At 35.5% G+C, this 13,253-nt stretch carries 12 protein-coding genes; 3 read left to right on the top strand and 9 right to left on the bottom strand.

Going from position 1 to position 13,253, the window contains the following annotated elements; all coding sequences use genetic code 11:
• Positions 1-138: 138 nt before the first annotated feature.
• The 6 genes from ACFSTE_RS21365 to ACFSTE_RS21340 all read right to left on the bottom strand — a co-directional run bounded on the left by ACFSTE_RS21365 (position 139) and on the right by ACFSTE_RS21340 (position 5,912).
• Positions 139-816 carry a DUF2293 domain-containing protein gene (locus ACFSTE_RS21365; protein ID WP_176030761.1) on the bottom strand — a complete coding sequence of 226 codons (678 nt, stop codon included), beginning with the start codon at positions 814-816 and terminating at the stop codon, positions 139-141.
• A gap of 66 nt (positions 817-882) precedes the next feature.
• Positions 883-1,263 (bottom strand): DUF423 domain-containing protein, encoded by a 381-nt coding sequence (locus ACFSTE_RS21360; RefSeq protein ID WP_378254199.1) that lies wholly within the window; start codon positions 1,261-1,263, stop codon positions 883-885.
• A 182-nt stretch (positions 1,264-1,445) separates the two neighbouring features.
• Positions 1,446-2,561: a 3-isopropylmalate dehydrogenase gene (leuB, locus tag ACFSTE_RS21355; RefSeq protein WP_176030759.1), complete on the bottom strand. Its 1,116-nt coding sequence runs from the start codon at positions 2,559-2,561 to the stop codon at positions 1,446-1,448.
• Positions 2,562-2,611: 50 nt separating this feature from the next.
• A complete protein-coding gene (gene leuD, locus ACFSTE_RS21350; protein ID WP_176030758.1) occupies positions 2,612-3,199 on the bottom strand; it encodes a 3-isopropylmalate dehydratase small subunit in 588 nt (195 codons plus the stop codon).
• Positions 3,200-3,202: 3 nt separating this feature from the next.
• On the bottom strand, positions 3,203-4,585 hold the full coding sequence (gene leuC, locus ACFSTE_RS21345; RefSeq protein ID WP_378258889.1) for a 3-isopropylmalate dehydratase large subunit: 1,383 nt from the start codon (positions 4,583-4,585) through the stop codon (positions 3,203-3,205).
• A gap of 154 nt (positions 4,586-4,739) precedes the next feature.
• On the bottom strand, positions 4,740-5,912 hold the full coding sequence (locus ACFSTE_RS21340) for a 2-isopropylmalate synthase (protein WP_176030757.1): 1,173 nt from the start codon (positions 5,910-5,912) through the stop codon (positions 4,740-4,742).
• Between the two features lie 210 nt (positions 5,913-6,122).
• Here ACFSTE_RS21340 and ACFSTE_RS21335 point away from each other — a divergent pair, with 210 nt between their 5' ends.
• From ACFSTE_RS21335 to ACFSTE_RS21325, 3 genes are all read left to right on the top strand, one after another.
• Positions 6,123-7,667 carry a hypothetical protein gene (locus ACFSTE_RS21335; RefSeq protein ID WP_176030756.1) on the top strand — a complete coding sequence of 515 codons (1,545 nt, stop codon included), beginning with the start codon at positions 6,123-6,125 and terminating at the stop codon, positions 7,665-7,667.
• A gap of 310 nt (positions 7,668-7,977) precedes the next feature.
• Positions 7,978-10,146, top strand: coding sequence for a T9SS type B sorting domain-containing protein (locus tag ACFSTE_RS21330; protein WP_378254202.1), 2,169 nt, complete (start codon positions 7,978-7,980; stop codon positions 10,144-10,146).
• A 2-nt stretch (positions 10,147-10,148) separates the two neighbouring features.
• Complete coding sequence (locus ACFSTE_RS21325) at positions 10,149-11,012, top strand: DMT family transporter (protein WP_378254204.1); 864 nt, start codon at positions 10,149-10,151, stop codon at positions 11,010-11,012.
• Here ACFSTE_RS21325 and ACFSTE_RS21320 read toward each other — a convergent pair whose 3' ends face one another.
• The 3 genes from ACFSTE_RS21320 to ACFSTE_RS21310 all read right to left on the bottom strand — a co-directional run bounded on the left by ACFSTE_RS21320 (position 11,013) and on the right by ACFSTE_RS21310 (position 13,251).
• Complete coding sequence (locus ACFSTE_RS21320; RefSeq protein ID WP_378254206.1) at positions 11,013-11,513, bottom strand: GTP-binding protein; 501 nt, start codon at positions 11,511-11,513, stop codon at positions 11,013-11,015. It lies immediately after the preceding gene.
• Between the two features lie 165 nt (positions 11,514-11,678).
• Positions 11,679-12,062, bottom strand: a complete 384-nt coding sequence (locus ACFSTE_RS21315) for a hypothetical protein (protein WP_176030753.1) — start codon at positions 12,060-12,062, stop codon at positions 11,679-11,681.
• Between the two features lie 496 nt (positions 12,063-12,558).
• Positions 12,559-13,251, bottom strand: a complete 693-nt coding sequence (locus ACFSTE_RS21310) for an RluA family pseudouridine synthase (RefSeq protein WP_176030752.1) — start codon at positions 13,249-13,251, stop codon at positions 12,559-12,561.
• Positions 13,252-13,253 lie beyond the last annotated feature (2 nt).

Below are 13,253 nucleotides of genomic sequence, written 5' to 3'. Positions count from 1 at the left end.
ATAAATGTAGCCCCTAAAAGTAATTTATATTTTTATTTCTATACTTTGTAAAGTATCCTTATTTCAATTACTTAAGAATACAAATTTGATAAAAAAAATATAATTATATAAGCGTATAAATACGCATTTTTAATCAGTTTAATGGGGATTTTTCCAGGAAACTAGAATTTTTTGAACATCGTATTTTATCTCAGATCTAATTTCTTTTTTCCGCTTCCCTTTCCCAAATTGATTGTCATAATCTGTTTCCATGTGTCTAATATGCGCAATGACAGCCAGGTCGATCATTTTAGGCTCAAATTCTTTTGCTCCTGCTGTTCTGCCAACACGACCACTATATTTTTCACAAGCGTGAATAGCGATTTCGAACTCTCTGTTTTTCGGGCAATATGGATATCTATTTCGTATTGCATGTGCAAAATGAGCTACATAAGCTTTGTCTTTTTCAGCTCTTATTAATGCTGCTTTTTTATTTTTTTCCTGACGTATTTCCTGATCTTTTTCGCATTCGATACGTGCTTTTTCAATAGCACTATCTTCTACAAATTGTCCTTTTCTCTGAAATCGCTTTCTTTTTGGAACCCACTCCCATAATATGGCGCATCTTGTAGAGTATTTCTTAGACCTTCGAGTCATTGCTGCATTTCCTGCATGTAGTAGTGTGTAATTGACAAAAGGAGAACATCGAAAACAAGTTCCTTTATGATTTTCTGTTTCTGCAACATAAGGATGCCCTTTGGGAACAGGGCGTCCGCAAGAGCAACATTGTAATTTTTCTTTTTTGGTTAAAAAAATATGCTGTACTGTTGTAGCCAATGTATGTGGTTTGATAAAAAATAAAAGAAATAATTTACTAAACAGGTTCCAAGAGTTTAGAGCGCTTTACTGTGTAAAGTTGACCAATAACAAGAGAAACCACCCGATGACAAATAGCAATCCTCCCAAAGGTGTTATAGGTCCCAGAAAAGTCATTTTTTTCCCCATGGCAGCACTGATACACAATCCATAGATACTAAAGGAAAATAAAACAATCCCAATGATAAAACAATAGCCCATTCCTTTTTCTATTCCAGAGATAAAAGGAAATTGATACCCAGTAATAAGTAGTACTATAGCATGATACATTTGGTATTTCACACCAGTTTCAAAATTTTTTAATTGCTCTTCAGAAAATATTTTTTTTAATGCGTGAGCGCCAAAAGCACCAATGATAATGGCAAGTCCACCAAAAAAGGCAGCAGAAGAGAGAACAAATTCTTTCATGTGCAGTCAGTTAGTTAATTTTTATTTAGGGAAACAAGGTACTTTTTTTAGAAAGAAGAAACAATGGTTTTTTAGCTACTGTTTGCAAGCTGCTGATGTTGTGAAATGTATAGCTCACAAAAACAAAAAAGCAACCAAGTTTCCTTGATTGCTTTTCCACGATAGGGCATAAAAATAGGCTATCAGATAATAGTGGATTGCCCTACGTGAATATTTTCAAAATTAATATTAGAATCTTCAGGGTTTAGGATATAATCAGCGATGAAATCTCCAACTTTTTCTGTTGTCAACGGATTTTTATCGTTTAGATCAGGAGTTGTTAAATTTAATTCCAGTGCTTTTTCTACAGCATTTTTAATCGCTTGTGCTTCTTTCATTAAATCGAAGTGTTCTAATAGCATTGCAGCAGATAGAATAGCGGCTATAGGATTAGCAATTCCTTTTCCGGTTGCCTGTGGATATGATCCATGTATTGGTTCGAACATCGCGAATCGATTTCCAACAGATGCTGAGGCTAAAAGCCCAATAGATCCTCCGATAACACTAGCTTCATCAGAGATGATATCACCAAACATATTTTCAGTAAGAATTACATCAAATTGACTTGGATTGAGAATCATCTGCATTGCAGCGTTATCTACAAATAGGAAATCTAAAGTTACCTCTGGATATTCGGCAGCAATTTCGGTGACAACTTTTCTCCATAAACGAGAAGACTCCAATACATTTGCTTTATCAACTAATGTTACTTTCTTTCTTCTTTTTTGGGCTGATTTAAATGCTAAATGTGCAATGCGTTCTATTTCTGGTTTAGAATATTCGCATAGATCAGAGGCTACAGTACCATCTTCACTCAATTCTTTTTTACCAAAATAGATGCCTCCGGTTAGTTCTCTATAGATAGAAATATCAGTACCGTCTATAATCTCTTTTTTTAATGGAGATTTTTCGATTAATGTTTTATAGGCTTTAACAGGGCGTATATTGGCATAGAGCCCTAATTCTTTTCTAAGTTTTAGTAAGCCTTGCTCTGGTCGAACCGGAGCACTAGGGTCATTATCATATTTAGGATCTCCAATAGCTCCAAAGAGAACAGCATCTGTGTCTGAACATAAAGCTAAAGTAGTATCGGGTAGGGGATTTCCAGTTTTATCGATGGCAATAGCCCCGACTAATCCCTCTTTGAATATAAATGTGTGGTCGAAACTATGCGCAATAGCTTCCAACGCCTTGATGGCTTGAGCGGTTACCTCTGGTCCGATTCCATCTCCTGATAATACGGCAATATCTAGTTTCATTTTCTTTGTTTTATATGGTGTTGGTATTTTGGGGAGTGTATGACACTACCTTATTGTCTTGAAGCTTCAAAGGCTTCGATTTCACTTTTACTATTAACTAAGAAATCAATATCATCATACCCGTTCATAAGACAGGTCTTTTTGTAGTTGTTAATTTCAAAGTTTTGAGAATTTCCATTAGCAGTAATAGTAATTGTCTGATGCTCCAGATCTACTTCTAATGCTGTTTCCGGGTTTTTACGTACTTCTTCAAATATTTCGGATAAAAACTCTGGAGTTACCTGTACAGGTAATACCCCATTGTTTAATGCATTTCCTTTAAAAATATCAGCAAAAAAACTGGATACAACGACCTTAAATCCATAATCATGTATTGCCCAAGCAGCATGCTCTCTACTGGAACCACATCCAAAATTATCTCCTGCAACAAGAATTGTCCCGGTATAGGTCATGTCATTTAGAGCAAATTCGTTATTAAGACTTCCATCTTTATTGTATTTCCAGTCTCTGAATAAATTTTCTCCAAAACCATCTCTGTTTGTCGCTTTTAGAAAGCGGGCAGGGATAATTTGGTCGGTATCTATATTCTCTATTGGTAGAGGAATAGCTGGTGATACTAATTTTGTAAACTTATCCATAATCTAATTTAAGTATTTTGTAACATCAATAATTTTACCTTCTATAGCCGTTGCTGCGGCTACTAACGGACTGGCTAATATGGTTCTGGCTCCTTGTCCCTGTCGTCCTTCAAAATTTCTATTAGAAGTCGATACGCAGTACTCTCCTTCTGGAATTTTGTCATCATTCATAGCCAGACAAGCAGAACACCCTGGTTGTCTCAAATGAAATCCGGCTTCTTCAAAAATATCCTTTAAGCCTTCATTTTCAATTTGTTTAGCGACCTGTTGAGAGCCAGGAACAAACCAGGCAGTAACATTATTAGCTTTGGTTTTTCCTTTAATAAAGCTGGCTGCAATTCGGAAATCTTCAATTCTACTATTGGTACAACTACCGATAAATACATAATTGATTTTTTGATCAATCAAGGATTGCCCTTTTTCAAAATTCATATATGCTAATGATTTTTCAAAAGAGTCATTATTTTCAGAAGGGATGTGTTCTGTTATTTTGATACCCATTCCAGGATTAGTTCCATAGGTAATCATGGGTTCTATATCTTCTGCATCAAAAAAGTATTCTTTGTCGAATACAGCTCCTTCATCTGTAGGGAGTGTTTTCCAGTAAGCTACTTTTTTATCGAATTCTTCTCCCTGAGGAGCAAATTTACGTCCTTTTACATATGCAAAGGTAGTCTCATCAGGAGCAATCATACCTCCTCGAGCTCCCATTTCGATACTCATATTACAAACCGTCATTCGTCCTTCCATTGACATCTCTTCGAATACATTTCCTGCATATTCACAGAAATATCCTGTACCAGAGTTTGTCCCTAACTTAGAAATGATATATAAAATTACATCTTTAGGCAGTACTCCGGGTTTTAGTTTTCCATTGACAGTTACTCTCAGACTTTTAGGTTTTTGTAACAATAAACATTGACTAGCAAAAACCTGTGCTACCTGACTAGTTCCTATACCAAAAGCGATGGTTCCAAAAGCACCATGAGTAGAGGTATGGCTGTCTCCACATACCATTGTCATTCCAGGTTGTGTAACTCCCAGTTCCGGAGCCATGACATGTACAATACCATTATATTGATGACCAAGCCCATATAAAGTAATGTCATTTTTAGCACAATTTTGAGAGAGTTGCTCTAATTGCTTTCTGGACATTTCATCTCTTACAGGAAGATGTTGATCTACCGTTGGAGTGTTGTGATCTGCTGTAGCGACAATCTGATTAGGTCTAAAAATAGGAATTCCACGTTGTTCAAGTTCATTAAATGCTTGTGGACTTGTTACTTCGTGGATTAAATGTTTGTCGATATACAAAATTTGTGGTCCGTCTTTTATTTCTTTAACGACATGTGCATCCCAAACTTTATCAAATAAGGTCTTCTTCACTGGTTTCATTTTTTTAGCGTTCGAAAAGAGGGGTTGAGGGAATCCTCAAAAAAAACTTCACGAATCTAGTGTTGTATCTTTTACTTTTTGCTTTTGATTATCGTATATATTTCTCTCTCCTGAAAAACAGGAGAGAGAAAATTAAATATGTGTATTATGCTACAATGGCAGAAGCAATGCTTTTAATTCTCATTATTTCATGGATATCTTCATCCTTTACTTCTTTTTTTCTATCAGCAAAAGAAAGGAATTCTTTGTAAGCGTCATCCAATTGAAGCTTTGTTAAATCATACCCTACTTTTTTAGCTCTATACGCTAGAGCAGCTCTACCACTTCTGGCAGTAAGTACAATAGCAGATTCTGTTACTCCTACTTCTTCAGGATCAATAATTTCATAGGTTTCTCTATTTTTGATCACTCCATCTTGGTGGATTCCTGAGCTGTGTGCAAAGGCATTAGCTCCTACAATGGCTTTATTTGGTTGTACAACCATTCCCATACCTTCAGAAACCATTCGACTGGTATCAAATAATAGTTTCGGATTGATATTCGTATTAAGCGCTAATGTCGGATGTTGCCTCATAATCATTACGACTTCTTCCAAAGCGGTATTCCCGGCACGTTCTCCGATTCCGTTAATAGTACATTCAATTTGTCTGGCTCCATTAAGTACACCGGCAATAGAATTAGCGGTTGCTAACCCTAGGTCATTGTGACAGTGACAAGAGATCGTTACATTATCGATACCGGTTACATTTTCTTTTAAGTACTTTATTTTTGCTCCGTATTCTTCAGGAAGACAATACCCTGTAGTATCAGGAATATTCAATACAGTTGCTCCTGCTTTGATCATCGCTTCGCAAACACGTGCTAGGTATTCATTATCTGTTCTCCCGGCATCTTCTGCGAAGAACTCTACATCTTCTACAAATGACTTGGCATATTTAACAGCAGCAACGCCACGTTCAATTACTTTTTCTCGGGTTGTATTAAACTTGTATTTTATATGAGAGTCAGAAGTCCCTATTCCCGTATGTATTCTTGGTCGTTTAGCATACTGGAGTGCTTCTGCAGCTACCTTGATATCTTTTTCTACAGATCTTGTCAGTCCGCAAACTGTAGCATTTTTTACAATTTTAGCGATTTCACTTACAGAAGCGAAGTCTCCGGGACTGGAAACAGGAAAACCTGCTTCAATAACATCAACTCCCAAGGTGTCGAGACGTTCTGCTATGATTAGTTTTTGTTGCGTGTTTAATTTGCAACCAGGAACTTGTTCTCCGTCTCTAAGGGTTGTATCGAAAATTTGGACTTTGTTACTACTCATAAGAATTCAAATAAATTATCAATATTAGATGGTTATTTACAGGACACATCTCAAAAAAATATTTCTCCCAGATGTTTCTTAAATCTCTTACGAATTTATATTTTGGGGATTCAAAAAAGAGATGTTTTGTTCACCTGTTTACAATGTTTATATAAACGGTATAAGGCATAAATAGTTAATAATCAGTTTTTTATAATTTAATTTCTTACAATGACTAATGATCAAAAAGATCCTTTGTTTGTTTTAGTAAAGTCTCTTTCTAAATCAGAAAAACGTCAATTCAAAGTCTATGTCGGGCGTTTGGGAGTGAATTCAGATTCTAAATTTTTAGCCCTTTTTAACCATCTGGATAAAAGTGAAACATTGGATGAAGATTTGATCATTAAAAAAGGGATTGTAACCAAATTACAGATATCAAATCTAAAAGCGCATTTATACAAACAAATTTTGATTAGTTTGCGTTTAAGTCCTTTACATCAGAATATTAGATCGCAAATAAGAGAGCAGCAGGATTTTGCTACAATTTTATATCACAAAGGATTGTATAAGCAAAGCTTAAAAATTCTGGATAAGGCAAAGACACTGGCGATTGATAATGAAGAAAATAATAGTGCGTATGAGATTGTTGAACTGGAGAAGATTATAGAAACTCAGTATATTACCCGCAGTATTAGTACTCGAGCTGATGAATTGACAATTCAGGCAAAAGACTTAAGTGTTAAAAATGTTTTGACCAGTAAGCTATCTAATCTATCATTACAATTATATGGATTAATGCTAAAAACGGGGTATGTAAAAAACGATAAAGAACATCAGGCGATAACAGAGTATTTCGAAAGTAAGCTTCCGGAATATAAATGGACCGCTTTAGGTTTTAGAGAAAAGTTGTGGTTGTATAAAGCTCACTTATGGTATAGTTTTATAGTTCAGGATTTCTTGTCTTGTTATAAATATTCTAAAAAATGGGTGGATTTGTTTTATAAACACCCCAAAATGATGATACTTAACCCGGTTTTTTTTCTAAGGGGAAATCATTATTTATTAGAATCATTGTATTTAATAAAAGATAAAACACAATTAAATCTGACATTGGGGCGTTTTGAAGAAACAATCAACGCTGATAAGTTCCCTAAAAATGATAATATAGCAGTATTATCCTTTTTGTTTATCTATAACAATAAGTTGAATGTACATTTTTTAGAAGGAACATTTCATGAAGGAGAGTATTTGGTAAATGAAATCCTTAATGGGATTAAAGAGTATAAAAAGCGATTAGATGATCACCATATAATGGTATTGTATTATAAAATTGCTTGTTTGTATTTTGGGATGGGAGATCATAGAGAGTGTATTTTGTACCTGGCTAAAATTATAGATAATAAATCATTGAAGGTACGAGAAGATTTAATGTGTTTTTCAAGGGTACTTAGTTTAGTGGCACATTACGAAGCAGGAATGGATTATCACTTAGAAAGTCAGTTAAAGGAGACTTATAAGTTTTTGATAAAAATGGATGATTTATATGAGGTGCAAAAAGAAATGATTAAGTTTTTGAGGAATCTTGGAGATATTTTCCCTCATCAGATAAAGGATGAGTTTAGAAAACTTCATAAAACATTAAAACAATATGAAGAACACCCTTATGAAAAAAGAGCTTTCTTATATCTGGACATCCTTTCTTGGTTAGAGAGTAATATAGAAGGGAGACCTGTAGCAGATATTATCAAAGAAAAGGCAAGAGGTTTACTTCGTTAAGAAGTATGAACATTATATAATAGTCTGTTTTTTTGCTTTTAGTAAGTTGGTTTCGTGCGGACACGGAAATCTTTAAATTAGTAAAGAAACGTTGATATTTTAGCTAAGTTTAGAAAATTTTAGGTTCTTATTGCTGAGTTAAAAGAAAGAGATTGTGGTAGATATTATCTATAATAAAGTATATTTGGAGCAGTAAAGGAATTCGGGTTGAGTATGTTATAGGAAGAAGAGAGGGGAGGAACCGTGTAGTAAAAAGACAGTTCATTAGCCTATCTTTAATGCTGTGTGAGTTTTTTTAATAAAATGACACATGAAAAAAATAATTTATATCGTATCCTTTTTGTTAATACACAATCTAATACAGGGGCAGATTAATGTAGATGATACGTCGTATACCGTACAAGAATTAGTAGAGGACATTTTAGTGAATAGTCCATGTGCTAAAGTGAGTAATTTCTCTTCTTCTACGGGAACTGATTTTGGGATTAATGGAATTGGATATTTTGAAGAAAATGGTTCAGGGTTTGAAATAGACAGAGGGATCATTCTTAGTACTGGAAGAGCAAAAAGTGCCCAAGGACCTAATGGAGTGGAAGCGTTAAGCGAAGGGAGTGATACTTCTTGGGGAGGAGACTCGGATTTATCAAGTATTACCAGTACTTCTGGATTACATAATGCGACGTATATTCAATTCGATTTTGTACCTACAATTGACTTTATAAGCTTTGATTTTTTATTTGCATCTGAAGAATATACACAGGGATTCCCTTGTCAGTTTTCTGATGTTTTTGCTTTTATTCTTACAGATTCATCTGGAAATTCCGAAAATTTAGCAGTGGTTCCCAATACAGACCCTCCGGTACCGGTAAAAGTAACAACAATTAATGAAGGAGTAGATTTTAATGGAGATGGCGAGTACACACTTGATGGAGAATGTGCACCTAAGAACCCATCTTATTATAATAAAACAGTCACTCCAGGTTCGAGTTCTCCTATAGATTTTAATGGATATACCAAGGTGTTGACAGCTTCTGGTTTTGTAACTCCGGGAGAAACATATACGATTAAACTAGTCATTGCAGAAAATACAGATGGAGCATTTGACTCTGCTGTATTTCTAAAAGCGGAGAGTTTTAACTTGGGAGGGGATTTAGGAGAAGACAGAACTGTAGCAAATGGGAACCCAGGTTGTGAAGGTACCCCTATTGTCTTGGATGCAAATATTGGAGCAGGAGCAAGTTATAGCTGGTTTAAAAACGGACAACCAGTTGCACCGGGTGATGGGACAACCGTATTAGCAGGAGGTTCTCAATTATCAGTAATGCAACCAGGAACTTATAATGTTCACGCAGTATTGTCGGGAGAATGTCAGACAACGGATGATGTCGTAATAGAATTCGTAACTCCTCCGCTAATAGCACAATCACCTATGGAAATCATGGAATGTGATATTGATGGAAATGGGAAAGAGTTATTTGATTTAACGGCGAATGCTTCGCGAATTTTGGGAACTCAGAATGCGAGTGATTATGTCATAACATATCATGAATCAGAAGAGGATGCAAATGAGTTTAAGACTGCCAATGTTGAGATTGATACGCCCTCTAGTTATGAAAACCTTTCAGAAGAGCAAACCATTTGGATAAGAATTGCAGATCATACACAAACGTGTTTTGAAGTTGCCTCTTTCGAAATAAAAACAATTGTCCTAGATGTAACCTCGCAAGTAACCATGTTAGATGAGTATATCATCTGCTTGGATGAAGAAGGAACAAGGCTTAATTTACTTCCGGTTGATCGTATTGCTGTAGGTTTGGTAGCTTCGGAATATAATTTTCAGTGGTATAGGGGAGAGACAGTAGATCCTGCAAATGAAATTACAGGAGCAATACAATCAGAATATTTCCCATTGACAGCCGGAACATATACGGTACAAGCAATACATACGGGTACAGGATGTTCTTTTTCAAGGACGACCACAGTAGTACCTTCTTATCCTCCTGTAGAGGCAGTAATCGATGTAGTTTCGGGAGCATTTTCCAATCGTGCAACGATAGCGGTATCTGTGTCTGGAAATGGGACGTATGAATACCAATTGAATACAGGAGAATGGCAAAGCTCCAATACATTTACAGCTGTAGAATACGGAACTCATATTATACGAGTACGGGATGCGTATTCTTGTGGAGAAATTAGTGTTGACCTTACCTTAACAGCAGATTATCCTTCTTTTTTTACGCCTAATGGGGATGGGTGGAATGACTCCTGGGCTATTCCGGAAAAGCAAGGAATTTCTATATTAGATACTTCCATTTTTGATAGACATGGGAAACTTATCAGAAAACTCAGAACTGGTAGCAATTGGGATGGGACGTACAATGGGAAATTAATGCCATCCAGTGATTATTGGTTTAAAGTAACCTATATCGAAAATAACATTACCAAAGAATTTACTTCTAATTTTTCATTAATACGTTAGCCTTGTCAAATAACAGAAACTTCAAAAACCTCCTAGAATTAAATTTAGCGATCCTTTTTATTGCCACTTCCGGTCCGTTAGGGCGGTATATTGATATGCCTGTCCCTGTTATTATTGGGTTTAGAGCACTTCTGGCAGCAGTATTATTATTTGCTTTCTGTAAATGGAGAAACATCTCTTTTATGATCGCTAATAAAGACAGGGGAGTAGTGCTGTTAAGCGGGGTGCTAATGGGGGTACATTGGGTTACGTATTTTTATGCCCTGCAACTTTCTAATGTGGCCATAGGAATGTTATCTTTATTTACATTTCCTGTAATAACAACGATTTTAGAACCTTTACTATTAAAAACAAGCTTTCAGAAAGTGCAATTACTGTTGGCGGTATTGGTGCTGATAGGAATCTATTTTTTAGTACCGGATTTTGATGTTCAAAATACAAATACGCAGGCTGTTGGTTTTGGAGTTTTTTCTGCGATATGTTATTCTTTGCGCAATATTTTAATGAAAAATAAAGTAAGTAATTATAACGGTTCAGTTTTGATGTGGTATCAGGTTGTGATTATAGGAGTATTGTCCCTGCCGTTAATATGGATTATGGATAGTTCCGGGATAACACGACAATGGCCGGCAGTGTTAGCATTAGCATTGTTAACCACAGCAGTAGGACATACATTATTTCTGAGAAGTTTTAGGAAATTTACGGTTACAACTGCTAGTATTATGAGTTGTATCCAGCCAATATATGGAATTATTTTAGGAATCTTTTTTCTTCATGAAATACCGAGTTTTTATACCATTATTGGAGGGTTGCTAATTCTGAGTTCTGTAGTGATAGAAAGTATACGGTCAGTAAAAGAAAAATAGTTATTTTTTTAATTGAAGGGTGCGATTCATAAAATCATATAGAAAGTACATCTCTTTTTTACCAGTTGCTCTACCAATTCTTCCGGCTGCGTATAAGATAAACCACACTAGTACCATGAACAAAGTCAAGAATAACTGAATTCCATAGTCTGTACCCAATGACCAGTTACTATAAGTCCAGATACTGCATGCTATAAAGATGGCGGCAACGATAAAATGTAAAAACATAAATAAGGTCCAGACAGTTGGACTAGGACCAAATAAGCCGTAAAGTATAGCACTATTACTTGTTTTTTCATTGATTTCCAGATGAAGCTGAGGAGACCAGAAATGCTGTTGGTTTTTAGGTATTTTTAAAAAAACATGATCATCTACTCTTGTTATAATAACATCTTTTTGTTCTTTTTTTGCTGTTTCAAAACGTTGTAAAGCATCCTTATTCGTATAATTTAATGCTACTTTGAATCGGGGGCGCAATGCAATGGTCGGAGTATTAGACATAAGAGTATGATATAAATAAAATAGGTTATAAGTATCAAGTAAGTGTTTTATACCTGTTTCGAAATAAAACGATAAAAACAAAAACCTCAAAAGAAGTCGTCCTAAAAAACGACTTCCTAATATACTAAATATTAGGAAGTCATTTGCAAAGATTTTATAGGTACTCTATTTTGCGGCTAATTCCTCTACTTGTTTAGCAGCATTGGACTTCATGAATTCATCCACTTGATCATGGGGAATTTCTTTGACATCTATACTGAAATCCCCATTAGAACCAGAAACGACGATTTGTGATCGGTATTCACCGGAAAAAGACCCATTGACACTATATGGTGTTGTCCCCTCACCGATGGGACCAGTCCACCCCATTGACTCAACTTTTAAGCCTCCTACAAAGTGCGGGTCTCGTACGAGGTCAAATCCAGAGGAATAGTTTGGTGCATCGCCCTCTACATGAACTAAGAAAACTCCCGGAGTTCTTAAACCTGTCCATAGATAGGTTGCAGTTGTTTTTTTGGGGTTAACAGGTTGTTTTGAATAAAATCCCATAATAATACGTTTTAAAAGTACTTCCTACTCTTTTTTATGGCTTTTCGGATTTCGCCTGTTCAATAAATAGTCATCAGATGACTATCTTTTGAAGAGTGTAATGTAAAAGATTAATTTATAATAGGTTAGAGTGTAAATACCTGTTTATTAATGAGTTGTTTAGCTAGTTAAATCCCAAAAATCTAGTTTTGTCGAATTGTTATTTATGTGATGTAAGAATGTTTTTCCATATTCGTTGTCAAGATAACCAAGGCATACTTTTTTTGTTTGCCCATAGGTTCCCGAATCTATTCGGCTAAGGAAATGTGATTTGGTGTTAGAATTTCTTACTAAGCAATGAAAGAGGGGGCTTTGTTGTTTACAAAGAAAAGCAGTTTCTAACTGTAAAAACAATTTGTATTGGATTATCGTCAGTTATGTTTTCTTTTTTCTAAAAGAAGTAAACTCCGTTTTTCTTGCCAAAGTAGCTATTGTTTTTTATAACAATTATATTTTTTTAGAGACAATCATCCCATACAGAATCAGAAGGAGGAGGGGCAATAATTGTCATGGCTTCTTTTTTTACAGGATGTGTAAATTGTAATTTTCTGGCATGCAGGTGAATACTTCCATTTTTATTACTTCGAGATGCCCCGTATTTTAAATCCCCTTTGATATGACAACCAATAGCTGACAGCTGGGCACGAATTTGATGATGCCTTCCTGTATGCAGGTCGATTTCCAGTAACTGAAAGCGCTGTAGTTTTTTTAATACGCGATACGACAAACTTGCTTTTTTACTTTCAGAAACTTCGTTTTGATGCGCATATGATTTGTTCTGTTTGGTATTTCGCTTTAACCAATGAACAAGCGTTGCTTGTGGTTGTTTAGGGGCTGGTTGTACTACAGCCCAATAGGTTTTTTGTATTTCCTTGTTGGCAAATACTTTGTTTAATCGGGTTAACGCTTTACTGGTTCGGGCAAAAACAACAATACCACTGGTAGGTCTGTCCAAACGGTGAACAACCCCCAGGTATACTGCACCAGGTTTATTGTATTTTTCAGCAATATAGTCTTTGACCACCTCACTAAGTGGCTGATCTCCGGTTTTGTCACCCTGTACAATGTCTCCTGGACGTTTATTGACAATTATAATATGATTGTCTTCATATAAAACAATCAAATTCGATGTATTAGAAAGTGTTTTCAACT

It is taken from the genome of Aquimarina hainanensis (genome assembly GCF_042684685.1).
Classification (GTDB): Bacteria; Bacteroidota; Bacteroidia; order Flavobacteriales; family Flavobacteriaceae; genus Aquimarina; species Aquimarina hainanensis.
The sequence above is the reverse complement of the archived record's forward strand: the minus strand, read 5'-3'. Positions and strand labels throughout refer to the sequence as shown.